22 protein-coding genes are annotated in these 22,757 nt (G+C 42.0%); 16 read left to right on the top strand and 6 right to left on the bottom strand.

All coding sequences use genetic code 11. From position 1 onward, the window contains the following. Window positions 1–13: 13 nt before the first annotated feature. Window positions 14–1,282 (bottom strand): branched-chain amino acid transport system II carrier protein, encoded by a 1,269-nt coding sequence (locus EW142_RS12385; protein WP_130614291.1) that lies wholly within the window; start codon window positions 1,280–1,282, stop codon window positions 14–16. A gap of 274 nt (window positions 1,283–1,556) precedes the next feature. Here EW142_RS12385 and EW142_RS12380 point away from each other — a divergent pair, with 274 nt between their 5' ends. Continuing rightward, complete coding sequence (locus EW142_RS12380) at window positions 1,557–1,814, top strand: hypothetical protein (protein WP_130614290.1); 258 nt, start codon at window positions 1,557–1,559, stop codon at window positions 1,812–1,814. 127 nt (window positions 1,815–1,941) lie between these two features. Here EW142_RS12380 and thiL read toward each other — a convergent pair whose 3' ends face one another. Further along, window positions 1,942–2,991, bottom strand: coding sequence for a thiamine-phosphate kinase (thiL, locus tag EW142_RS12375; RefSeq protein ID WP_130614288.1), 1,050 nt, complete (start codon window positions 2,989–2,991; stop codon window positions 1,942–1,944). 148 nt (window positions 2,992–3,139) lie between these two features. Here thiL and EW142_RS12370 point away from each other — a divergent pair, with 148 nt between their 5' ends. The 12 genes from EW142_RS12370 (at window position 3,140) to EW142_RS12315 (ending at window position 14,279) form a co-directional block, all read left to right on the top strand. Further along, entirely contained in the window at window positions 3,140–4,330 is a 1,191-nt protein-coding gene (locus EW142_RS12370) for a choice-of-anchor B family protein (RefSeq protein WP_130614286.1), read from the top strand. Beyond that, the gene (locus tag EW142_RS12365) at window positions 4,331–5,680 is read left to right on the top strand and encodes a hypothetical protein (RefSeq protein WP_130614284.1); all 1,350 of its coding nucleotides are present in this window, start codon (window positions 4,331–4,333) and stop codon (window positions 5,678–5,680) included. It begins immediately after the preceding gene. A gap of 180 nt (window positions 5,681–5,860) precedes the next feature. Further along, a complete protein-coding gene (locus EW142_RS12360; protein ID WP_130614282.1) occupies window positions 5,861–6,190 on the top strand; it encodes a HesB/IscA family protein in 330 nt (109 codons plus the stop codon). A gap of 36 nt (window positions 6,191–6,226) precedes the next feature. After that, the gene (sufB, locus tag EW142_RS12355; protein WP_130614280.1) at window positions 6,227–7,672 is read left to right on the top strand and encodes a Fe-S cluster assembly protein SufB; all 1,446 of its coding nucleotides are present in this window, start codon (window positions 6,227–6,229) and stop codon (window positions 7,670–7,672) included. Window positions 7,673–7,698: 26 nt separating this feature from the next. After that, entirely contained in the window at window positions 7,699–8,574 is an 876-nt protein-coding gene (locus tag EW142_RS12350) for an N-acyl homoserine lactonase family protein (RefSeq protein ID WP_130614278.1), read from the top strand. 14 nt (window positions 8,575–8,588) lie between these two features. After that, complete coding sequence (sufC, locus tag EW142_RS12345; RefSeq protein WP_130614276.1) at window positions 8,589–9,341, top strand: Fe-S cluster assembly ATPase SufC; 753 nt, start codon at window positions 8,589–8,591, stop codon at window positions 9,339–9,341. A 9-nt stretch (window positions 9,342–9,350) separates the two neighbouring features. Next, entirely contained in the window at window positions 9,351–10,667 is a 1,317-nt protein-coding gene (sufD, locus tag EW142_RS12340) for a Fe-S cluster assembly protein SufD (protein WP_130614274.1), read from the top strand. Window positions 10,668–10,705: 38 nt separating this feature from the next. After that, a complete protein-coding gene (locus tag EW142_RS12335; protein WP_130614272.1) occupies window positions 10,706–11,932 on the top strand; it encodes an aminotransferase class V-fold PLP-dependent enzyme in 1,227 nt (408 codons plus the stop codon). A 71-nt stretch (window positions 11,933–12,003) separates the two neighbouring features. Then, the gene (locus EW142_RS12330; RefSeq protein WP_130614270.1) at window positions 12,004–12,426 is read left to right on the top strand and encodes a SufE family protein; all 423 of its coding nucleotides are present in this window, start codon (window positions 12,004–12,006) and stop codon (window positions 12,424–12,426) included. Between the two features lie 5 nt (window positions 12,427–12,431). Continuing rightward, the gene (locus EW142_RS12325) at window positions 12,432–12,761 is read left to right on the top strand and encodes a DUF59 domain-containing protein (RefSeq protein ID WP_130614268.1); all 330 of its coding nucleotides are present in this window, start codon (window positions 12,432–12,434) and stop codon (window positions 12,759–12,761) included. An 18-nt stretch (window positions 12,762–12,779) separates the two neighbouring features. Continuing rightward, complete coding sequence (locus tag EW142_RS12320; protein ID WP_130614267.1) at window positions 12,780–13,286, top strand: DUF2480 family protein; 507 nt, start codon at window positions 12,780–12,782, stop codon at window positions 13,284–13,286. 60 nt (window positions 13,287–13,346) lie between these two features. Further along, window positions 13,347–14,279 (top strand): DUF3078 domain-containing protein, encoded by a 933-nt coding sequence (locus EW142_RS12315; RefSeq protein WP_130614265.1) that lies wholly within the window; start codon window positions 13,347–13,349, stop codon window positions 14,277–14,279. 261 nt (window positions 14,280–14,540) lie between these two features. Here the strand turns inward: EW142_RS12315 and hflX are convergent, their stop codons facing one another. Beyond that, complete coding sequence (hflX, locus tag EW142_RS12310; protein WP_130614263.1) at window positions 14,541–15,758, bottom strand: GTPase HflX; 1,218 nt, start codon at window positions 15,756–15,758, stop codon at window positions 14,541–14,543. 94 nt (window positions 15,759–15,852) lie between these two features. On the opposite strand from hflX, the gene EW142_RS12305 reads away from it, so the two are divergent. Beyond that, window positions 15,853–16,797: an endonuclease/exonuclease/phosphatase family protein gene (locus tag EW142_RS12305; protein WP_240740211.1), complete on the top strand. Its 945-nt coding sequence runs from the start codon at window positions 15,853–15,855 to the stop codon at window positions 16,795–16,797. Window positions 16,798–17,139: 342 nt separating this feature from the next. Beyond that, a complete protein-coding gene (locus EW142_RS12300; RefSeq protein ID WP_240740210.1) occupies window positions 17,140–19,146 on the top strand; it encodes a S8 family serine peptidase in 2,007 nt (668 codons plus the stop codon). Between the two features lie 90 nt (window positions 19,147–19,236). Here the strand turns inward: EW142_RS12300 and EW142_RS12295 are convergent, their stop codons facing one another. Then, a complete protein-coding gene (locus EW142_RS12295; RefSeq protein WP_130614259.1) occupies window positions 19,237–19,950 on the bottom strand; it encodes a 3'-5' exonuclease in 714 nt (237 codons plus the stop codon). A 75-nt stretch (window positions 19,951–20,025) separates the two neighbouring features. Between EW142_RS12295 and EW142_RS12290 the strand changes: the two genes are divergently transcribed. Next, a complete protein-coding gene (locus EW142_RS12290; RefSeq protein WP_130614257.1) occupies window positions 20,026–21,144 on the top strand; it encodes a hypothetical protein in 1,119 nt (372 codons plus the stop codon). Here EW142_RS12290 and EW142_RS12285 read toward each other — a convergent pair. Beyond that, window positions 21,141–21,611 carry a methylated-DNA--[protein]-cysteine S-methyltransferase gene (locus tag EW142_RS12285; protein WP_130614255.1) on the bottom strand — a complete coding sequence of 157 codons (471 nt, stop codon included), beginning with the start codon at window positions 21,609–21,611 and terminating at the stop codon, window positions 21,141–21,143. The two genes, EW142_RS12290 and EW142_RS12285, sit on opposite strands and share 4 nt — an antisense overlap. Then, window positions 21,611–22,726: a CNNM domain-containing protein gene (locus tag EW142_RS12280; RefSeq protein WP_130614254.1), complete on the bottom strand. Its 1,116-nt coding sequence runs from the start codon at window positions 22,724–22,726 to the stop codon at window positions 21,611–21,613. Before EW142_RS12280 ends, EW142_RS12285 begins: the two co-directional genes overlap by 1 nt. Window positions 22,727–22,757: the final 31 nt, after the last annotated feature.

The following is a 22,757-nucleotide window of genomic DNA, read 5'->3' as shown; positions in this document are numbered from 1 at the left end:
AAAGACTCTTGGATTATTGTTTCCTTTCAAGATTGTTTGAAACCAAGAAAACGAAAAGAGCCGGTAGCGCCCATCCCAGATGAAACGATTGTAAAGGTATCCAGGAAACATAAGGTAAAATGGCATCACCCCATCCTACACTGGCCATAAAATCAGGAACACTAAAAAGTATGGTTGCTGTCACCACCCACCGAAAGACTTTTGGAGTTGCATACCTCGTTGGAAGGATGTTCAATAATATCAAAACAATGGTAATGGGGTAAATGAACATCAAAGCGGGCAGCGCTACGGCGATTATGTAGCCCACGTTAAATTGACCCATGAGCACGCCCAATACGCAGCCCAGTATGGCCGTGAAGATGTAGGCTTTTTGTGAGTCACCAAATCTACCCTTTACAAAATCGGCGGTCCCCGTGACGATACCTACGGCCGTTGTAAAGCAAGCCAGACTGACCAAAACGGTCAAAAATCCATTGGTGACATTGCCCAAAGTTTCCAAACTAATGCCTCTCAACAAAGCCGTTCGTGTAATACCGGCTTCAAAATCATTTTGAAAAAGAGCCCCCGTCAGCATTAAACCGGTGTAGACCAAAAAGAGTCCGAGCCCGGCAAAGATCCCTGCTTTGGCAATCAAAGATTTCTTGGCCTCGTAACTAGCGTCTTTATGTTTCAGATTAATGGAAATAATGATAACACCCCCAACAACAACAGCACCTATAGCATCGAAGGTTTGGTAACCTTCTAAGATGGCATGGGAAAAAGGACTGGCAAATGACGTTGCCCCAAAGGAAAAATCAAGAGTTGCCGAGGCAATTCCGATGACCAAGACCAAGACCAATAAAATGGCCGGGGTGAGAAACTTTCCAATAACGTCCAAAATCTTGGAGCGATTGATCACGAAGATATAGACCAAAGTAAAGTAGATCAAACTGGTTACCAACGAAGAAGTATCCCAAAGGGGCTCAACAGCCATTTCATGGGTCACCGATGCAGTACGGGGCGAGGGAAGTGCAATGGAAATGGCATACACGATATAACAGTAGACCAAACTAAAGGTGGGAGACACCTTATCGGCAAAATCAAACATGGTGCCTTGCAACCGAGAGTGTGCCAATATTCCTAAAATGGGAATGAGAACTGCAGAAAGACTGAATCCCAGAGCGACCAACCACCATAAATTACCGGCTTTAAAACCGAGCTGGGGCGGCAAGATTAGATTGCCCGCGCCAAAAAAAAGGGAAAATAGGGCGAAGGCCACTACGGCGATGGACTTTTTATCCATAAAAGTGTTGATAAATTTTTGTGAAAGTAAATCAAAATACTAACTTTCGAGGGTGTTGTTCAGCGGAGAAATTTAGCAGATGACCGAATATTGTGCATTTCATCGAAAAAAGACCTTTTAGGTTTTTTTCACAAAATAAAAAGTTATCAACAATCGTTCATTTATTATAGAATTGTAATCCAAACTAAAGCATACTTCGTAATATAACTAATCAACATATCGGCATTTTTTCCGACCCCAAATCGAGAAACCATGCTCCCCCAAAATCCGACTTATGAAAAAAACCACTACCCAACACCATGGCAACAAATTTTCTTCTTTCTTCTGCAACTTGTTTGGTCACCATTATGTAGTGTCCAAAAAAGTCACGCAACATATTAAAGAATACAAGTGTCTTCATTGTCAGAAGCAGGTTACTACCGATGTTAGTGGCAAGCTTTCCGTATTGACTCCTCAAATGCAGGAAATCAACAATACTTTGGGAGATATGTATCAAAAAAGAAAGAACAGGACAGTGCAGCACGTAGCATAATTCCATTCTAACGTTCATTTAGTACTTCGGATTTATTCCCGGAGATTAAGAAGGCGCCCTAGCTGCAGTCATGTGCCCCAAGACCGTCTAGTGAGGAAATGCCCTTGGTTTTCGGGATTTTTTGTACCTACTCTTCTGAAAAAGAGTTCCAGCCCTGAGCTTTTAATTGAATCTTTGTATTTGCTCTTGTAATGAGATGAGCTCCTTCCTTTTTGTCTGTCATGTGGCCAATCACAGTCAGGTTTGGATTACCCTTGATCTTATCAAAATCTGCTTGGTCAATCGTAAACAACAACTCATAATCCTCACCCCCGCCCAAAGCAATCATAGTGGAATCCATTTTGAATTCCTCTGAAGTAGAAATTACCGTAGGATCTAGTGGAATTTTGTCTTCAAACAAATTGCATCCCACCTCACTCTGTTCACACAGATGCAGAATTTCTGAAGAAAGACCATCACTGATATCAATCATGGAAGTAGGTTTTACCTCTAGTTTATTCAAAATCTCTAAGATGTCTTTTCGCGCTTCTGGCTTCAATTGCCTTTCCACGATATAGGAATATGGTTCCAAATCAGGTTGGTTGTTGGGATTCACCTTAAAGACTTCCTTTTCCCTTTCTAAAACCTGTAGTCCCAAATAGGCCCCGCCCAAATCTCCAGAAACCACAAGCAAATCATTGGGTTTGGCACCACTTCGATAAACGAGTTCTTCTTCCTTGGCTGTGCCAATGGCCGTAACGCTGATGAGCATACCTTTATTGGAAGAGGTGGTATCCCCACCAATCAAATCCACTTGGTATAACTTGCAGGCCGTTCGAACTCCGTCATAAAACTCCTCCAAGGCCTCAAGACCGAATCGATTGGAAACCGCAATGCTCACCGTGACTTGCGTGGCCACTGCGTTCATGGCGTAGATGTCGGACAGATTCACTATTACCGATTTATAACCCAAGTGTTTGAGGGGCATATAACCCAAATCAAAATGAACCCCTTCAACAAGAAGATCCGTTGATACCACGGTTTTATCCTCTTTAAAATCCATCACCGCTGCATCATCGCCAATGCCTTTCAAAGAAGAAGGCTGGACCAATTCAAAATTTTGGGTAAGGTGTTTAATCAGACCGAACTCTCCCATTTTTTCCAATGAGGTTCGTTGTGGATTCTTGTTTTCTAACATTCGGCAAAAATAACTAGGATAATTTTAAGTTGTATCTTTAAGTAAACATGAAATTGCATTGAAAAAGCTGATTTTCCCTTTAGCTCTTATAGCTTGTTTTTGGTTTATTGCCTGTTCATCCGATGATTCAGCTGACCAAAACCAAACTATGAATCCTAACTCAAATCCTCCCCAAGGAGACAACGATCCAAATATTGGGGATGGCACCGTTAACTTGACATTCACCGCTTGCGAAGGTGGTTCTTCCGATATCTACGCCTGCAATGGGTATGACCTTTTAGTGCAAATGCAGTTAAGTGCCTTTGGGGCGTCATCTGCGAATGATATTTGGGGATGGACAGATACGACCACCAATCGGGAGTATGCACTGATTGGCTTGGACAACGGAACCGCTTTTGTAGATATCACCGATACGGAAAATCCCATCTATTTGGGAAAACTTTTAACAGCTACCAATGCAAGCCCATGGCGCGATGTTAAGGTGTATGGAGACTTCGCCTTTATTGTGGCCGAAGCTACCAATCACGGCATGCAGGTTTTTGACCTCAAAAGACTAAGAAATGTAAGTGATCCGCCCCAAGTTTTTACCGCGGATGCGCGGTACACTGGAATTGGAAATGCACACAATGTGGTCATCAATGAAGCTACAGGCTTTGCCTATCCCGTGGGAACCGCACGCAACGATGCCTTCTCCGGTGGAGTACATTTTATAGATATTCAAACCCCGTCAACACCGGTTCTTGCAGGAGGTTATGGCGCCAATGGCTATAGCCACGACGCACAAGTGATTACCTACAATGGACCAGATGCAGATTATACAGGAAGGGAAATTTTTGTAGGAGCCAACGAGGACCAGATTGCCATTGTGGATATTACAGATAAGAACAGCCCTGCTGAAATTGAGACCCTTACTTACGATAGAATTGGGTACACCCATCAAGGGTGGTTCACAGATGACCAACGCTATTTTATTTTAGGAGACGAATTGGATGAAACCAATTTTGGTTTCAGCTCAAGAACTTTGGTTTTTGATTTTACCGATTTGGACAATCCCGTTTTGCACATGACCTATTTAGGACCCACAACTGCCATAGATCACAATGGGTATGTTTTGGGTGACCAATTTTTTCTGGCCAACTATACGGCAGGGGTCCGTATTTTGGATATTTCCGATATCGACAATCAAAATATTACCGAAGAAGCTTTCTTTGATACGTATCCCCAAAATAATACACCATCATTCAATGGGGTTTGGAGCGTGTATCCCTATTTCGAAAGTGGGAAGATTATTGTCAGTGATGTCAATTCCGGATTCTTTGTAATTCAAAAATCCAATTAAATGAATGCGATAAAAAGGACATTTGCCCTTTTAGTGATCATACTTGGTTTCTCGTGTTCCAACGATGATAGTTCGAGCGACCCACCCTCCGCTGTGTCGTTCCTTGGAGAAGTGGATTGGATGAAAACCTATGGCGGATCAGGGGATGATACCGCCCAATCGGTTACTTCAACCTCGGATGGTGGATATGCGATTTTGGGCTATAGCAATAGTGCCGATGGAGATTTGATAGGAAAAACTACAACCGTAAATGATTATTGGTTGCTTAAGTTGGATACCGATGGAAACTTGCAGTGGAGCAAAACCTATGGGGGAAGCAAAGATGATAGGGGACAGTCGGTGATCCAGACCATCGATGGCGGTTATGCCATTGTGGGCTATGCCATGAGTGATGATGGTGATGGAAGCAATAATGAAGGGTTTCACGACAATTGGATATTGCGATTGGATGCCAACGGGGCCATACTTTGGGAGAAAAGTTTTGGATTTTCTGGGCACGATCATTCCTACGATGTTGTGCAAACAGCTGATGGCGGATTTTTCTTTTCAGGTTTTTTGGACGTGACCTCATCGGGCGGTGAAGGAAATACGGGCAAGGGAAACTATTTGACCCAACATGGTGTTGGGGAATTCTGGGGCACCAAGCTAGATGCCAATGGGGAATTGGTATGGCGAAGATACTTCGGTGGCACCAACAACGACCGCTCCTATGGGGTTGTTGAAGCCAATGATGGGAGTTTGGTACTCACAGGGGCTTCAGAAAGTGATGATTTTGATATTTCCAATGCTAAAGGCAGCTATGATTTTTGGGTGGTGAAGGTAAGTCCAAAAGGGGAGTTGGTTTGGGAGCGCTCCTTTGGGGGAACAGGAATCGATAAAGCCTTTGATATTACCAAAACTGAGGATGGCGCTTATGTTATTGTCGGGAACACCTTTAGTGTAGACATTGATATCTCAAAGAACAATGGGGAATCTGATGTTTGGTTGATCAAGGTAGATGACCAAGGAAATTTGGTTTGGGAAAAAACATATGGAGGAACGGCATTCGATGCTGCCCAAAGCGTGAAAACAACATTGGATGGTGGTTTTGTCATTGCTGGAAATTCGAAAAGCGTTGATGGAAATTTGACACAAAACCTTGGAGAAAATGATCTTTGGGTCATTAAAACTGACGCTTCCGGTAACTTGGAATACCAACAAAACTTTGGGGGTTCTGGCCTCGATTTTGGTTTTGATGTGGTCGAAAGTATAGATGGCAGTTTGTTGCTTGTTGGGGAAACTGCCAGTACCGATATTGCCAACATTCCATCAATAGGAATGATTGATCTAATGCTCATCAAAATCAAGTAAGGGGATTTCTAGGCCTACAAACACCTGCCGTTTGGCGTAAATTATAAATCGTTAAACAAAACTTCTTTCTGTTCATAGAAAAACCTTATCAATCGATACGTTATTATAATGTTAGGATATGTGGTAAAACCCCACTAATAACCTATATTTGTGCACTATTTAGAATAAATCCAAGTAAAAATGATCAAAGTTTCTGAGACCGCTAAACAAAAAGTTGTGTCGTTGATGACTGAAGAAGGCTTTGACGCCGATACCGATTTTGTTCGGGTTGGTGTAAAAAGTGGTGGATGCAGTGGATTATCCTACGAATTAAAGTTTGATAAGTCGGCTGGAGAGGCTGACAAGCTTTTTGAAGATAACCAAGTTCGAATTCTTGTGGACAAGAAGAGCTTTTTGTATTTGGTGGGGACGATCTTGGAATATTCAGGAGGTTTAAACGGAAAAGGGTTTGTGTTCAACAATCCCAATGCACAACGCACTTGTGGATGCGGTGAGAGTTTTTCACTCTAAGCGTTGATTGAAGTGTCAATTGACTAACAAGAAAACATGGCTTACACAGAAGAGGAATTAAAAAAAGAACTGGAAACCAAAGAATACGAGTACGGTTTCTATACGGATATTAAGTCTGATACCCTACCCAAAGGGTTGAACGAGGATATCGTTATTGCGATTTCCAAGAAAAAAGAGGAGCCTGAATGGATGACCGAATGGCGTTTGGAAGCTTTTCGGGTCTGGAAGGAAATGGAAGAACCGGAATGGGCAAATGTAACCTATCAAAAGCCGGACTTTCAGGATATTTCATATTACTCGGCCCCAAATAGTAAGCCCAAGTACAACAGCTTGGATGAGGTAGATCCAGAGCTATTGGAAACCTTCAAGAAGTTGGGTATTTCCCTTGACGAGCAAAAGAAGTTAGCTGGGGTGGCCGTCGATATTGTTATGGATTCGGTTTCGGTAGCGACGACCTTCAAAAAAACCCTGGCAGAAAAAGGCATTATTTTCTGCTCGATTTCCGAAGCAATACAAGAGCACCCAGAGTTAATCAAAAAATATATTGGCACCGTAGTTCCTAGAAAAGACAACTTTTACGCTGCACTCAATTCAGCGGTATTTTCGGATGGGTCTTTCTGTTATATCCCTAAGGGAGTACGATGTCCCATGGAACTTTCTACTTATTTCCGTATTAACCAAGCCGGCACGGGACAGTTTGAAAGAACCTTGGTCATAGCAGACGAAGGCAGTTACGTAAGTTACTTGGAAGGATGTACGGCGCCCTCAAGAGATGAAAATCAATTACACGCCGCAGTGGTGGAATTGATTGCACTAGATGATGCTGAAATTAAATACTCTACGGTTCAAAATTGGTTTCCTGGAGACAAAGAAGGAAAAGGTGGGGTTTTTAATTTTGTGACCAAGCGAGGACTTTGCGAAAAGAACTCAAAAATTTCTTGGACACAAGTAGAAACAGGTTCTGCCGTAACATGGAAATATCCTTCCTGCGTGCTGAAAGGGGATAATTCCATTGGAGAATTCTACTCCATTGCGGTTACCAATAATTTTCAACAAGCGGATACGGGCACCAAAATGATTCACTTGGGGAAGAATACAAAAAGCACTATTATCTCCAAAGGCATTTCGGCCGGCCAGTCACAAAACAGCTATCGTGGATTGGTACAGGTGAATAGCAGAGCAGAGAATGCCCGTAATTTTTCACAATGTGATTCCTTGTTGATGGGGAACAATTGTGGCGCGCATACTTTTCCCTATATCGAAACCAAAAATAAGTCGGCACAAATAGAGCATGAGGCCACTACCAGTAAAATTGGGGAAGACCAAATTTTCTACTGCAACCAAAGAGGGATCGATACCGAAAAAGCCATTGCCCTTATTGTCAATGGGTTTAGTAAGGAAGTATTGAACAAGCTTCCTATGGAATTTGCAGTTGAAGCACAAAAGTTATTGGAAATCAGCCTTGAAGGTTCTGTAGGATAATTCGTTTGACTAGGAGAAATTGGAAAATGAAAAAACTGCTACTCTTTACTATTATACTTTCAACCTTCGCCTGCAAGGAGCAGAAGAAAGAAACGGCGCAAGCTGATACCTTGAAAGTTGTGGCAGAAAAGCCACAAATAAAGCTATACGTTTTTAATGGGGGCACTGTGCAGGTAAACCAGTTAAATCTTTTTTCACAAGACACTACGTATACAGGACTAAGCAAGGAGTTTGCTGATGCTTTTTATGTAATTCGCCATCCAAAAGGTGATTTAATGTGGGATGCAGGCCTTCCAGAATCTTTGGTGGGCATGGAAGAACCCTACACAGACCCTAGCGGGGCATTCACGGTTTCACGAAAAGACTCTGTGCTCAACCAATTGGCAAGCATAGGAATGAGCGTTGATGATATTGATTATCTCTCTATGTCACATACCCATTTTGATCATGTTGGACATGCCAATGCTTTTTCTGGTTCCACATGGTTGGTACAAGAACTGGAATATGATTTTGTGACCAGCAAGAAAGTTCAAGAATCAAATCCTGAGATGTACAACTCCATTAAGGGATTGACCAATATCAAAAAAATAAAGGGGGACTATGACGTTTTTGGTGATGGCGCTGTAGTAATGAAGTTTATGCCTGGCCATACCCCAGGGCATCAAGTACTTTTTCTTGATTTACCCGAACATGGACCCTTGTTGCTCTCTGGAGATTTATATCATTTCTCCGAGAATCGAGAGTTTAGAAGAATTCCCATTTTCAATAGTGATGTGGCCCAAACCCAAGCAAGTATGGATGCGTTTGAAGCCTTTGCTCTTGAAAAAAATGCGAAAGTTTATTTACAGCACTCCAAGGAAGACTTTGATAAGTTTCCAAGAGTTCCCAACTATTTGAAATAACGAAAGTGAGTACGATGTTAGAAATAAAAGATTTACATGCCAGTGTTGAGGACAAGAAAATCCTCAAAGGAATCAACCTTCAGGTAAACGCCGGAGAAGTCCATGCCATTATGGGTCCCAATGGTTCAGGGAAAAGTACCTTGGCTTCAGTAATTGCTGGAAAAGAAGAGTTCGAAATTAAAAAAGGAACGATTTCCTTGGAAGGCGAGGACTTGGAAGAATTGGCACCGGAGGAGAGGGCACACAAAGGTATATTTATGTCGTTCCAGTACCCTGTTGAGATTCCCGGAGTTTCTGTGACCAACTTTATGAAAACGGCCATCAATGAATCAAGAAAAGCAAGAGGGTTGGAAGATATGCCTGCCAATCAGATGCTAAAACTGATTCGTGAAAAATCGGAATTGTTGGAGATTGACCGCAAATTCTTGTCCCGATCCTTGAACGAAGGTTTTTCTGGTGGGGAGAAAAAACGAAACGAAATTTTTCAAATGGCCATGATGGAACCAAAACTGGCCATTTTGGATGAAACCGATTCCGGATTGGACATTGATGCGCTTCGCATTGTGGCCAACGGCGTCAACAAGCTTCGCGGAAAAGACAATGCCATTATCGTGATTACACACTACCAAAGGTTGTTGGAATATATCGTGCCAGATTACGTACACGTGCTCCATGATGGAAAGATTGTGAAATCAGGAACAAAGGAGTTGGCATTGGAACTTGAGGAAAAAGGATACGATTGGATTAAGCAAGAAGCCGTTTTATAGTAGAACAAGATGGATTTAAAAGATAAACTACTTTCTTCCTTTTTGGCCTTCGAGAACAACATCGACCTGGACAATCCAGTTCATGAGGTTCGCTCAGAGGCCATCAAGAATTTTGAGACCAAAGGGTTTCCCTCAAAGCGGGAAGAGGCTTGGAAGTATACTTCCTTGAACAGCTTGCAGAAAGTTGACTTCAGTATCTTTCCGAAGACGGAAAGCACCTTGGAGTACAAGGACATCAAGAAATATTTCATTCATGAAATAGACACTTATAAGATTGTATTTATTGATGGGGTGTATAGCTCTTACCTTTCTGAGACTACCCACGACGGAGTTGATGTTTGTTTGATGAGCTCAGCCCTGACCAAACCACAATATCGTCAGGTAATCGATGTGTATTTCAACAAAGCAGCTTCCAAGGATGAATCCTTGACCACTTTGAATACAGCTTTTAGCAAAGAGGGCGCTTACATTTATATTCCCAAGAATAAAATGCCCAAAAAGCCCATTCAAATTTTGCATTTGGCGACTGGGAATGAGTCTGCTTTACTATTGCAACCCAGAAACTTGGTGATTGCAGAGGAAAATGCAGAACTACAGGTCATTGAGCGTCATCAGAGTTTGACTGGAAATGAGGTGTTGACCAATTCGGTAACGGAAATTTTTGCAGCGAAAGATGCTATCGTGGACTATTATAAAGTACAAAACGATGCAAACACAGCTTCGCTGATTGACAACACCTATATTTCACAAAAAGACAATAGCGTAGTTCGGGTGCATACCTTCTCTTTTGGCGGAAAATTAACCCGCAACAATCTCAATTTCTATCAAAATGGAGAACGTATTGATTCTACCCTAAAAGGGGTGACCATCTTGGGAGAGAAGCAACATGTGGACCATCATACTTTAGTGCACCACGCTCAACCCAATTGTGAAAGTCACCAAGACTACAAAGGAATATTCGGAGAGCAATCCACAGGAGTGTTCAATGGAAAGATTATTGTGGACAAGATTGCGCAGAAAACCAATGCCTTTCAGCAAAACAATAATGTTTTGATCAGTGACAGGGCGACTGTTAACACCAAACCACAGCTGGAAATCTTTGCGGATGACGTAAAATGTTCACACGGATGCACCGTGGGCCAATTGGATGAGGAAGCTATGTTCTATTTGCAGTCCAGAGGTATTCCAAAGAAAGAAGCCAGTGCACTGTTGATGTATGCCTTTGCCAATAACGTTTTGGAAAGCGTTCGAATTCCCGAGTTAAAATCAAGAATCAACAAACTGATAGCCAATAAACTTGGTGTTCGGTTAGGATTTGATCTTTAATCTTAGGACGGTTTTCCGCCCAAGTACAAATCCATAGTATGATACAGGCAACACTTGACGTAGCGACCATCCGAAAAGACTTTCCCATTCTTCAAAGAGAGGTCAATGGGAAGCCTTTGGTATACTTGGATAATGCCGCTACTTCTCAGACTCCACGGCAGGTTATTGATGTAATTGTGGATTATTATCAAAACTATAATGCCAACATTCACCGCGGGGTACATGCGCTTTCGCAGGAGGCTACGGATGCGTATGAAGCAGCACGAAAAAAAATACAGGAGCACTTTAATATTGCCAAGTCCCATGAGGTGATTTTCACTTCTGGAACCACCCATAGTATCAATTTGGTGGCCAATGGATTTTCTTCATTTTTGAAAAAAGGGGATGAGGTTTTGGTATCGGCCATGGAACATCATTCGAACATTGTTCCCTGGCAAATGCTGTGCGAGCGAACGGGTGGAACATTGAAAGTTATTCCCATGAATCAAGAGGGAGAGTTGATCATGGAGGAGTACCATAAACTTCTTACCGAAAGGACCAAGCTTGTATTCTGCAATCATATTTCAAATGCCTTGGGGACCATCAACCCCATTGAAGAAATTATTGAAGCCGCACATAAAGTGGGAGCCGCGGTATTGATTGACGGGGCTCAAGCCGCACCTCACATTAGGGCCGATTTACAGGCACTGGATGTAGATTTTTATACTATTTCTGCACATAAGGTATGTGGACCCACGGGTGTTGGCATGCTCTATGGGAAGGAGGAGTGGCTAAAGAAACTTCCGCCTTATCAAGGTGGAGGTGAAATGATTGCAGAGGTGACTTTTGAAAAGACTACCTATGCCGATTTACCGCATAAGTTTGAAGCGGGTACGCCCAACATCTGTGGAGGAATTGCTTTTGGAGCCGCTTTGGATTATATGAATGGTATTGGTTTTGATGAGATTGCGCACTACGAGGAGGAACTACTTCACTATGCAACGGAAAAACTTTTGGTTATTGAAGGCCTGAGGATTTACGGAACTGCAGCAAAAAAAACTTCTGTGATTTCCTTCAATATCGAAGGCATACATCCGTATGATATCGGAACCATATTGGATAAATTGGGCATTGCCGTGCGAACAGGGCATCATTGTGCACAACCCATTATGGACTTTTATCAAATTCCAGGAACAGTTCGTGCCAGTTTCAGTTTTTACAATACCAAAGAAGAGGTGGATAGCTTGGTGGAGGGGGTAAAACGAGCAAAAAATATGTTGGTGTAGAGAGAAGTTATCTTTCTCTTAAAACATTGATTCAAACAAGAGCGAATCGTACTTTTGAACAAAATTCACAAATGACCATAGCAGAGATACAAGAGGAAATTGTTGATGAGTTTTCGATGTTTGATGATTGGATGCAACGTTATGAATACATGATCGAACTTGGAAAATCACTTCCCTTGATTGATGAATCATATAAAACGGAGGACAACATTATTAAAGGGTGTCAAAGCAAAGTTTGGGTACATGCAGAATTGGAAGATGACAAGTTGGTTTTTACAGCAGATAGTGATGCCATTATTACAAAAGGAATCATTGCTATTTTGATACGGGCCTTTAGCAACCAAAAACCGCAAGAAATCATTGATGCCAATACCGACTTCATTGATGAAATAGGTCTAAAGGAGCATTTATCACCCACAAGGGCCAACGGACTGGTAAGCATGATCAAGCAATTAAAGCTATATGCCGTGGCTTACCAAACCCAATTAAATTAAAAGCTATGAGCGAAGAAATTACGATAGATACACAAGAACTGGGAGAAAAAATCGTAAGGGTCCTTAAGACCATATACGACCCTGAAATTCCTGTGGATATTTATGAGTTGGGTTTGATTTATGACGTGTTCGTCAACGAAGACTACGACGTGAAGATACTAATGACCCTAACATCACCCAACTGCCCGGTGGCAGAAACGCTTCCGGTTGAGGTAGAAGAAAAGGTGAAATCGCTTGACGAACTTAAAGATGTGGAAGTAGAGATTACTTTCGACCCCCCTTGGACCCAAGAATTGATGAGTGAAGAGGCCAAACTGGAGCTGGGAATGCTCTAAGGTTTTTATAGACTAAAGATGGAAAAAGAAATTGTAAACCGAGTTGCCCAAAGCAAGTTGATCACCTTCGATTTAGAAGAACTCTATGTCGAAGGAGATAGGGTATTGTTAGATATCAAGGACTGGCTGCACGAAGGTTTCATCTTAAGGGAGAAGGAATTCAGAGCGTATTTGGATGCTCACGATTGGTCAACCTACCAAGATGCCTATGTAGCGCTTACTTGTTCTTCTGAAGCCATTGTACCGGGCTGGGCCTTTATGTTAGTGACATCCAAGTTAGTCCCCTTTGCGAAAAAAATAGTGGTGGGGAATTTAGTGGACCTGGAAACTTCCCTTTACCAAGAAAAGCTTGAAAATGTTGACTTGGAGGAATTCAAAGACAAACCTGTTATTATTAAAGGCTGCTCCAACAAACCTGTTCCAGAGAATGCCTATATTTTCGCCATTTCCAAAATTCAGACTGTTGCCAAAAGTGTGATGTATGGAGAGGCCTGTTCGGCCGTACCCCTATATAAACGTAGGTAAAATGTCACATTCAATGTGACATTTTTTACTTTTGGGGTTCTAAGCATTAAACTCCATACTATGAAAAAACTACTTTTATCTGTAGCCGCTATTTTATTGGTTACAGTTGCCGGTGCTCAGACAGCCGAAGAATTGAAATCCCAAATTGCCGAGAAAAAAGATTCCATTGCTGCCATTCAAGGGCGGGTAGACCCGTTGCAAAAACAGCTTGATGCCCTTCCCGGGTGGAAAATTGGAGCTTTTGGAACCATAGGCGGAAGTCTGTCAAATTTCAATAATTGGTTTGCCCAGGGTATTCCGAACAACTCTTCAGGAAACATTGGATTCACGGTAAACGCTTATGCCAATCTGCAGCAGGAAAAATTCTTTTGGCGCAACGCGGCCAATGTAAACTTGACTTGGGTAAAATTGGATGATGAAGATGACCCAACGGATGACGACAGTTTCCGGGAGGCCACGGATGTCTTCAATATTTCGTCTTTGTACGGAAGAAAGCTCAGTGAAAAATTTGCAATTTCGGGCTTGATGGAATATCGAACAACCTTGTTGAGCAACTTTAATGACCCGGGCTATTTGGACTTGGGTGTAGGGGCTACTTGGACCCCTATCACCGATCTTGTTGTGGTAATACATCCACTGAACTACAATTTTGTTTTTAGTAGCGAGGATACCATATTTCAATCCTCGGCCGGTGCAAAGATTGTGGCCGACTACACCAAAAAATTGGGAGCGGTCAGTTTTAAAAGCAACTTATCCATGTTTCAGAGTTATGAAGATGGGGATTTGAGCAATTGGACCTGGACCAATTCCTTTGCATATACCTTATGGAAGGTAATCGGGGTCGGATTTGATTTTGGCTTGCGAAGCAACAAGCAGGAAACCTTGAATTATGTTCGAAACTTGGCGCCTACCCCAGACCCCACAGCAACATTTGATTCCATTGATAATGAGTTACAAACGTATTGGACCTTAGGGTTGAGTTATTCCTTCTAAATAGGCTGGACATAAAATAAAAAAAGCCCTCGAAATGAGGGTTTTTTTATTTGGGGCGAATTAAAATTTTAAGCATTTTTTATACCATGGTCTAAGTAGGTTAAGCTTATGGAAGACCTGCAGTAACACTAACACTTAAAAACAGTATGAAAATACTTTTTCTGTGGTTTGGCCTTAAATTTTTGTTGTGAACACAGCGAAAGTTGTGGTGGGAAAGAAAGACAGTTGTATTTCGTCGATAAACTAAACCGCTTGTCCAAATTAGGAGTGGTACTCATCCAAATGCTCTGGATACAAAAAGTTGTTATATGGGAACCGGGTTACGTGAATATCTCTTACTTCTTTATAGACCCGTTTTCTAAATTCGTCCAGGTTTTCCTTATTTAAGGCCGAAATAAAAAGTGCCCTATCCCCAATTTTATTAAACCAAGTTTTCTTCCATTCTTCCATCGTAAAATGGGAAGAAGTGCGTTCGGTTGTCAAATCATCTTCGGGAATTATGTCCGGGTGATATTGATCAATCTTATTGAAGACCATTATGGTCTTTTTGTCTGAACTGCCAATTTCATCCAGAATTTGATTTACCGAGGCAATGTGTTCTTCAAAATTGGGATGTGATATATCAACCACATGAAGAAGAAGGTCAGCTTCCCGTACTTCATCCAAGGTGCTCTTAAAACTTTCAACCAATTGGGTGGGCAACTTGCGAATAAACCCTACCGTATCACTTAATAGGAAAGGAAGATTACCAATAACCACCTTGCGCACCGTGGTATCCAAGGTGGCAAAGAGTTTGTTCTCGGCAAACACCTCGCTTTTGCTAATTACATTCATCAGAGTGGATTTACCCACATTGGTATAACCCACCAAAGCCACACGAACCAAGGCTCCCCGATTACCACGCTGGGTTTCCATTTGCCGGTCAATTTTGGTAAGCTTCTTTTTTAAAAGGGCAATACGATCACGTACAATCCGTCTATCTGTTTCAATTTCAGTTTCCCCTGGTCCTCGCATACCGATACCCCCGCGCTGTCGTTCCAAGTGGGTCCATAGTCCAGTAAGTCGAGGCAATAGGTATTCATACTGTGCAAGCTCCACTTGGGTTCGTGCATAACTGGTTTGAGCACGCTGTGCGAAGATGTCAAGAATCAGACTGGTTCTGTCCAAAATTTTGCACTTAAGCAATTTCTCGATATTGTTTTGCTGTGCTGGTGAAAGTTCGTCATCAAAAATAACCGAACCTATTTCGTTCGATTTGACAAACTTTTCCACTTCTTCCATCTTTCCACTACCAATATAGGTCTTGGGATTGGGCACCTCAACGCGTTGCACAAAACGTTTACAAACCTCACCTCCAGCGGTGTAGGTCAGGAATTCCAACTCGTCCAAGTACTCCTTGACTTTCTCTTCGTTTTGGTTCTGGTTGATGACCCCAATAAGTACCGCCTTTTCGTAGGCGATGGCCTTCTTTTCAAGCATGAAATGAATCTAAAGTGCAAATCTACATAATGTTTTGGTAGTGGATTTTCGTATTTTGGGTTGTGTAACCAGCACATCAATAAGAATAAATTCCTTGAGCAAAACTGAAGATCAATTCACCGTAGCCTTTTATAATCTCGAAAATTTTTTTGACACTAAGAATGATCCATACACTTTGGACGATGACTTTACTAAGGAAGGTGTAAAAAATTGGAGTGAAACAAAGTTTCGGAAGAAGGCCAAAAAGTTGGGCAGGACCATTGCCCGTATTGGGGAAGACGATACTGCCTTGCCACCAGTTTTAGTGGGCATTGCAGAAATCGAGAACAAGGAAGCCATTGATAAGTTATTGTCTACAAAAGCGCTTAAGGACATTAAGTACCGCTATGTGCATTTCGATTCGCCGGACGAACGCGGCATTGATACAGCCCTGATTTATCATGCAGACCATTTTGAGGTTATAGCGTCTGAGACCATTCCCCTTTGGGTGAACTCAGAAAATGGTGAGCGTGACTTGACCCGTGATATCTTATATGTACATGGAAAATTGCATGAGGAAGAGATACACGTTTTTGTGAATCACTGGCCTTCACGCCGTGCTGGCTCTGAAGAAACGGAGCATAAAAGAATAAAGGCTGCTGAAACCATTATTGATAAGTTGGAGGTACTGTCTGTAACCGGGAACAATTACATAATTATGGGGGATTTCAATGATGACCCCAAGTCCAAGAGCATTCAACGGCTTATGGAAACAGGAAAGTTCATTAATCCGATGCAATCTTTGTTATCTCCTGGTTCAGGCAGCGCGAATTACAGGGGCGAATGGAGCCTGTTTGACCAAATTCTGTTGAGCCATAGCTTTCTGAATTTTGAAGAAGGCACCCATAGCTTTAAGAAAGCAAAAATCTTTGCCCCTCGCTTCCTTAAGGAATGGAAAGGTAGGTATAAAGGGAACCCCTATAGAACCTATGTGGGAAGAAAATATCTGGGAGGTTATAGCGATCATTTTCCGGTTTATGTGGTATTAAAGGAAAATTGAAAGAAAGAAAAATACTACATACCACAAAAAATTCCACTTTCACAACAGCTCATCTAAAAAACCCTTGCAGTTCATCGAAATAAAGGAGGTTTTTGTCGATAGAGCACAGGTCATAAAATAGATTTGTAGTCTAAATCTTACTTAACCAACATCATGGACTGCAAAAAACCTATTTCGGCAATTAGGCTTTTTTTCCTCGCAATGACCTGCTTTTTTTGTGTTGTTTCCGTCATTGGACAATCCAAGAATGAGCGAAATCAGATTCAAAAATCATATAACAAAGAGCAACTTCGTTCCTTGATTTTCCAGTTTGAAAAAGAACAGCTTTCGAAAGACACTCAAATGAAAAAGCTACTAGCGGGCAAAGGCTGGAAACAAGTAGAAAAAACTTCTGATGGAACTTTTGTGGAACTAAATGATGTCGGAGATGATGGCACCCCACTTTTTTATGCAACCCTAAATTCACCATCGAGCGAGGTTTCCAGAGCGAATTCTTTATACACAAATGGAGCATTAGAATTGGGTTTGAATGGAACAGGGATGCAAGTTGGGGTTTGGGATGCCGGAACCGCCTTGGAAAGTCATCAAGAATTCGATGTGCGTGCCTTCAATGGGGATCAATCGGAATCGGTTAGTTCCCACGCAACTTTAGTAACCGGAACCATAATATCTTCTGGAATGAAACCAAAGGCTAAAGGAGTTGCCTTTGGAGCGGAAGCCTTTACCCACGATTGGACCCGCGACAAGATAGAGGTAGCTCAAGCAGCAGCAGCGGGACTTTTGCTGAGTAACCATTCCTATGGTATTAAATCAGACCGGGTACCGGATTGGTACTTTGGCGCCTACATTAGAGTTTCACAGGATTGGGATAAGATTATGTACAACGCCCCGTACTATTTAATGGTATCGGCGGCAGGAAACGCGCAAAAATCATTTGACAATGAAGCTCCAATCTTTGGCAAAACAGCGGACGGTTTCGACCTTTTACTGGGCTTTACCACAAGCAAGAATGCACTCACCATTGCCGGTGCAAACACCAAAATTGACAATCGAGGGGAACTAAAGGAGGCAAGTGTTACCACCTACAGCAGTTTAGGGCCTGTGGATGACGGTAGAATAAAGCCTGATTTGGCGGGAGATGGATCTACAGTGCTTTCCACCTCTTCCAAAAGCAATTCGAGCTACGAAACTTCCGTGGGAACTTCCATGGCCGCCCCAGGAGTTACCGGATCGCTCTTGTTGCTTCAGCAATACCACAGTGAGCTGTTCGGCAATTATATGAAGGCAGCAACCTTAAAAGGGTTGGTTTTGCATACGGCCGATGATGTTGGGAGCAAGGGTCCAGATTACAAAATGGGGTGGGGCGTGATCAATACCAAACGAGCCGCCGAGGTTTTACAGGACAAGGACTACCGGACCTATATGGAAGAGACCAGATTGTCTCAGGGAGATACATTGATCTATGAGTTTAAGGCTTCAGGAGATTTGCCTTTGATGGCTTCCATTTCTTGGACCGATCCGGAAGGTGAGTATGTGAATAGAGGGGAATTGAATAGCACGACAAGGGCACTGGTGAATGATTTGGACATCCGGATCTTTAAAGACGGAACAGCTTACCTTCCCTGGAAATTAAACCCAAACCGAGCAAACGATGCGGCAACCAAAGGAGACAACTTAGTTGACCCATATGAGCGGATTGAAATTGAAAATGCAAAAGGAAACTATACCATAGTCATTACGCATAAAGGACAGTTAAAAAATGGCATTCAGGATGTCGCCTTGGCGGTGAGCGGGGTTCAAGTTTCAAATTGTAGCACGGAAGTCCCTGACAGAATTGAACTGACCTCCTTCGATGAAGAAAGTGCCATGTTGGGTTGGGCTGAAAGCGAAGACACCCTTTTTGAAGTGCAGTACAAAGCTTCAGGCGCTGCCTCTTGGGAAATTGAGTACGTTTATGAAAACAATCTTACATTGGAGGAACTTGAAATGGACACCGAATATCAGGTGCGAATTCGCTCCATTTGTACGGAAAACAAAGTATCTGATTTTTCGGATGAATACCAGTTTTGGTTTAACGGCAGGGATACTGAAGTTATAGGGTATGAAACCTTTTCTTTTGATGAGCCTTTGGAGATTAGTGTTTATCCCAATCCCGCCACAAACTATATTACGGTTGATGCGGCTTTGTCTAATGATGCAGTTTATTCCGTGGTGACCTCTTCTGGATTTGTGGCCAAACAAGGGAGCGCGACCGAGAAAATCAATGTCGCGGACCTGGCATCTGGATTGTATATTTTAGTGGTTCAGGATTATGCAGGAATAAAAAGCAGCAAGTTTTATAAAAACTAGATTAGGCCCCGATTGCTCGCAAAATTAGAGTGAGTAGTTTCCAATGGAATTTATTGAATAGATAAAAAGTTGAGGTTTACCAAGATTCCATTAAATTTTTCTAATCTCGTCTTCGGATAGTAATTCGTCGTTTCTCAAACGAAGAAATACTTGTGCGGTGGTAACCACATCGAGTTCGCAATAAGAGACAATGCGATCTAAATCATTTTCCTCGTAATAGACATCTTTCACCATACTGCCATCCATATCTTCCTTTGGGGAAGGAATTCCCAAAACATTGGCAAGAAGTTTTAGTGAGGTATAATGTTTATAGTCTCCAAACTTCCAGAGTTCCATGGTATCCAAATGCGGAACTTCCCATGGTTTTTTTCCAAAGAGATCAAGTTTGTAGGGTAAAGTGATGCCGTTGATGACCATTCGCCTAGCGATGTAGGGAAAGTCGAATTCTTTACCATTATGGGCACAGAGAAGATGTTTGGGTTGACTAAAATGCTCGATCATCAGCTTTCTGAATTGTTTCAACAAGGTAATCTCGTTCCCAGAATAAGAAGTTACCCGAAAGCTTTTGAAATTCTCCCCTATGTTGAAATAACCAACGGAAATACAAATAATCTTTCCAAATTCGGCCCATATCCCAGCCCTATCATAAAAATCCTCAGCGGATATTTCGTCCTTTCGCTGGTATTGGGATTTTTGTTCCCACAACATTTGAGTATTGGCATCCAGTTCTGAAAACTCCTTTTCAAGGGGAACCGTCTCAATATCAAGGAATAGGATGTTTTCTAAAAGTAGTTTTTCGATCATGCGGGAAAATACTAATTTGACTGATAAATGATAGGTATGAATCAATAAATCGTATCTTGTAATTGATAAAAAGCTATGAAATCGAAAAATTGGATAGGATTGGCCCTTATTTTGGGCCTTGCTGCATGTTCCTCTGAATTTGAGCCCGTCGAACAACCTTTGACCCCCACTTCAGGGCAAGGAGTTGACTTTATGGTTGTAGGGGAAGACCTAGATAAGGTATATCAGTTTACGTATAGCGCTACTGTGGGAAACGGCTCTTCCATTGATCTAACTGAAGAATTAAATGTACCCTCGGATTACTTAACACTTCGTCAAAAAGATGATGTGCTTTCCTTCTACTCCTTTGAGGATGGTTTTTTTTCTTTATCCCTGAAAAACGTAAATACGGGGCAGACCACACTTTATGAAGATTTTTACTTGAACACCCTAGAACGATCGATTGCTTGGGGTATCAATGATGAGGATGCGGTATTTTTTGGATACTTTGGTCCGAATGGAGCTCGTAACCTGGCGCTTCAAGACTTTGAACTACAAGGGTCGGAAAGTACAGACTTTACCATTGACTTTAATATCACTGCTACCTTTACCCCCTTGTTATTCGATGGAAAAGTTTACATCTCCTTTACGGATAGTATGGGTAACTATAAATTAACCTTTTATGATACTGAGGTTATGGCAGTAGGTCCCATACTTGATTTTAACACAACGCCAATAAGCTTCTTCATTACGGATGCGGGGGAATTGGCCGTTGTAAAAAACCAGTTGGACACCTCATTGGACACCTACGGGGCTGACGATCTGCTTTTCATCAATAGTGTGCCGATGGACATTAATCTCGGATTTTCACCTGGCGCGGTCAATGATGTAATTCTTGCAGGAGATGTGTTGTATTTTAATGTCGATTACCCACAGCCTTCAAGATTTTCGGAAGGTCCGGCAGTATACAATTTGAGTACAAAGGAGATTAATATCCTTGATATGTTTTCCATAGTTGAAGAAGTGGAGCAAGAGGTAGGAGCTAACTTGACCATTACCACTCAGGTGTATGATCCGTTGAGTAATGTTTTTCTAATAGGATATGCCATATTGGATAATGAAGCCCAGGGCGGAGTGATTCAAGCTTCGGTAAATGGCGATTTATTGGCGGATGTTCCCTTGTCTTTTTTCCCTACCTATTTTGTTCGGAATTAGAACAACGATTGCTGTGGAGCGGGACTTTCGTGTTCCAACAGCCATTTCTTTCTGTGTAGTCCTCCAGCATAGCCAATTAAATCACCATTGCTACCAATTACCCTATGGCAGGGAACCACAATCCACAAAGGGTTTTTACCATTCGCGGCCGCTACGGCGCGTATCGCTTTTGGGTCGCCCAATCTTTTGGAAAGTTCCAAATAGGATACTGTTTTTCCATATGGAATCTTAACAAGGGCTTCCCAGACTTTTTGCTGGAATTCGGTACCTGAAGGATTGAGTTTTAAGTCAAAATCCTGCCGTTTTCCCTCAAAGTATTCTTTAAACTGATGAATAGGCTCTATTAAAGTTTCTGGAATTATTCCGATAGGTATATTGGTGTCTAAAACTGATATTTTAGATAACCCATTTTCATCACCTTTAAACTCGGCAATGCCTATAGGTGTCTGTAAATAAGCAATATCCATTATTCCAATTCATCTTTTTCTTCAATAATTCCAAGACGTTTGGCGCGGGCTTCCCAGGTCTTACGAGCTAGTACTTGAAGGTCTTCTACGTTATCACTTTCGTCCATAATTTCCAATCCTAGCAAAGTTTCAATTACATCTTCCATGGTCACCAGCCCACTGACCGAACCGTACTCATCGACCACTAGGGAAACATGCTCTCTTTGCTTAACAAACTTTTCGAACAGCTCGGGAATTGGTTTGGTTCGATTGGTCACCAAAATTTCACGCTTGATGGTGTTGAGAGGCTCTTTTCCTTTCTTGTTGATGATGGCTTCCAAAAGTTCGTCCTTTAGAAAAAACCCAGTGATATTGTCCGTCCGTTCCTTATAAAGCGGAATTCTTGAGAAGCGCAAGGGACGGTTTTCCTCAAAAAAGGATTGGATTGTGGTTTCTTCCGAAGCAATTTTCATAACGGTACGGGGCGTCATGACATCTTTGGCCAATATTTCATCAAACTTCAAAAGGTTTTTGATGACTTTGGACTCAGATTCTTGAAAAACCCCTTCTTCATGTGCGATTTCTGTCATGGCCGTAAAGTCTTCCCGGCTCAAAACACTGCCATGATGCCCTTTTTTACCGATCAATCGGGTGAACAATTGCAATATCCAAAGCAAACCTGTCCATTTTAGTATAAACACCATGATGTTCAAAGCTTTCGCCGTGAAGTTGGCCAGTTGTTTCCAGTAGGTGGCCCCAATGGTTTTTGGAATGATTTCCGAAGCGACCAGAATAAGAATGGTCATAATGGTTGACACCACACCTACCATTAAATCTTCCGTGAATTCCAATCCGAACAGAGTTTGCGTTCCGTAAAGCTCCGCATAAGTTACCTTGGCTTGAACCCCCACCAAAATGGCACCGACGGTATGGGCAATGGTATTAAGGGTAAGAATGGCTATGAGCGGCTTATCGACATCCTTTTTTAGGGATTCCAATTGAGCCGCGTATTCTTTACCTTCTTGTTTTTTGACATTAATAAATGTTGGTGTAATGCTCAATAGCACTGCCTCCAAAATGGAACAGAGAAATGAGAAAAAAATGGAAATGAAAGCGTAAAAAAGGAGAATTCCCATAACGTTTTGGTTGATTTAAAAGTAGGGATAT

Origin of the sequence: Flagellimonas allohymeniacidonis (genome assembly GCF_004296335.1) — a bacterium.
Lineage (GTDB): Bacteria > Bacteroidota > Bacteroidia > Flavobacteriales > Flavobacteriaceae > Flagellimonas > Flagellimonas allohymeniacidonis.
Note: the sequence above shows the minus strand (reverse complement) of the source record. Positions and strands in the feature narration are given on the sequence as shown.

Coding starts and splice junctions, on each gene's coding strand:
- EW142_RS12385 (WP_130614291.1), bottom strand. CDS start 1,282: ATGGATAAAAAGTCCATCGCCGTAGTGGCCTTCGCCCTATTTTCCCTT.
- EW142_RS12380 (WP_130614290.1), top strand. CDS start 1,557: ATGAAAAAAACCACTACCCAACACCATGGCAACAAATTTTCTTCTTTC.
- thiL (WP_130614288.1), bottom strand. CDS start 2,991: ATGTTAGAAAACAAGAATCCACAACGAACCTCATTGGAAAAAATGGGA.
- EW142_RS12370 (WP_130614286.1), top strand. CDS start 3,140: ATGAATCCTAACTCAAATCCTCCCCAAGGAGACAACGATCCAAATATT.
- EW142_RS12365 (WP_130614284.1), top strand. CDS start 4,331: ATGAATGCGATAAAAAGGACATTTGCCCTTTTAGTGATCATACTTGGT.
- EW142_RS12360 (WP_130614282.1), top strand. CDS start 5,861: ATGATCAAAGTTTCTGAGACCGCTAAACAAAAAGTTGTGTCGTTGATG.
- sufB (WP_130614280.1), top strand. CDS start 6,227: ATGGCTTACACAGAAGAGGAATTAAAAAAAGAACTGGAAACCAAAGAA.
- EW142_RS12350 (WP_130614278.1), top strand. CDS start 7,699: ATGAAAAAACTGCTACTCTTTACTATTATACTTTCAACCTTCGCCTGC.
- sufC (WP_130614276.1), top strand. CDS start 8,589: ATGTTAGAAATAAAAGATTTACATGCCAGTGTTGAGGACAAGAAAATC.
- sufD (WP_130614274.1), top strand. CDS start 9,351: ATGGATTTAAAAGATAAACTACTTTCTTCCTTTTTGGCCTTCGAGAAC.
- EW142_RS12335 (WP_130614272.1), top strand. CDS start 10,706: ATGATACAGGCAACACTTGACGTAGCGACCATCCGAAAAGACTTTCCC.
- EW142_RS12330 (WP_130614270.1), top strand. CDS start 12,004: ATGACCATAGCAGAGATACAAGAGGAAATTGTTGATGAGTTTTCGATG.
- EW142_RS12325 (WP_130614268.1), top strand. CDS start 12,432: ATGAGCGAAGAAATTACGATAGATACACAAGAACTGGGAGAAAAAATC.
- EW142_RS12320 (WP_130614267.1), top strand. CDS start 12,780: ATGGAAAAAGAAATTGTAAACCGAGTTGCCCAAAGCAAGTTGATCACC.
- EW142_RS12315 (WP_130614265.1), top strand. CDS start 13,347: ATGAAAAAACTACTTTTATCTGTAGCCGCTATTTTATTGGTTACAGTT.
- hflX (WP_130614263.1), bottom strand. CDS start 15,758: ATGCTTGAAAAGAAGGCCATCGCCTACGAAAAGGCGGTACTTATTGGG.
- EW142_RS12300 (WP_240740210.1), top strand. CDS start 17,140: ATGAAAAAGCTACTAGCGGGCAAAGGCTGGAAACAAGTAGAAAAAACT.
- EW142_RS12295 (WP_130614259.1), bottom strand. CDS start 19,950: ATGATCGAAAAACTACTTTTAGAAAACATCCTATTCCTTGATATTGAG.
- EW142_RS12290 (WP_130614257.1), top strand. CDS start 20,026: ATGAAATCGAAAAATTGGATAGGATTGGCCCTTATTTTGGGCCTTGCT.
- EW142_RS12285 (WP_130614255.1), bottom strand. CDS start 21,611: ATGGATATTGCTTATTTACAGACACCTATAGGCATTGCCGAGTTTAAA.
- EW142_RS12280 (WP_130614254.1), bottom strand. CDS start 22,726: ATGGGAATTCTCCTTTTTTACGCTTTCATTTCCATTTTTTTCTCATTT.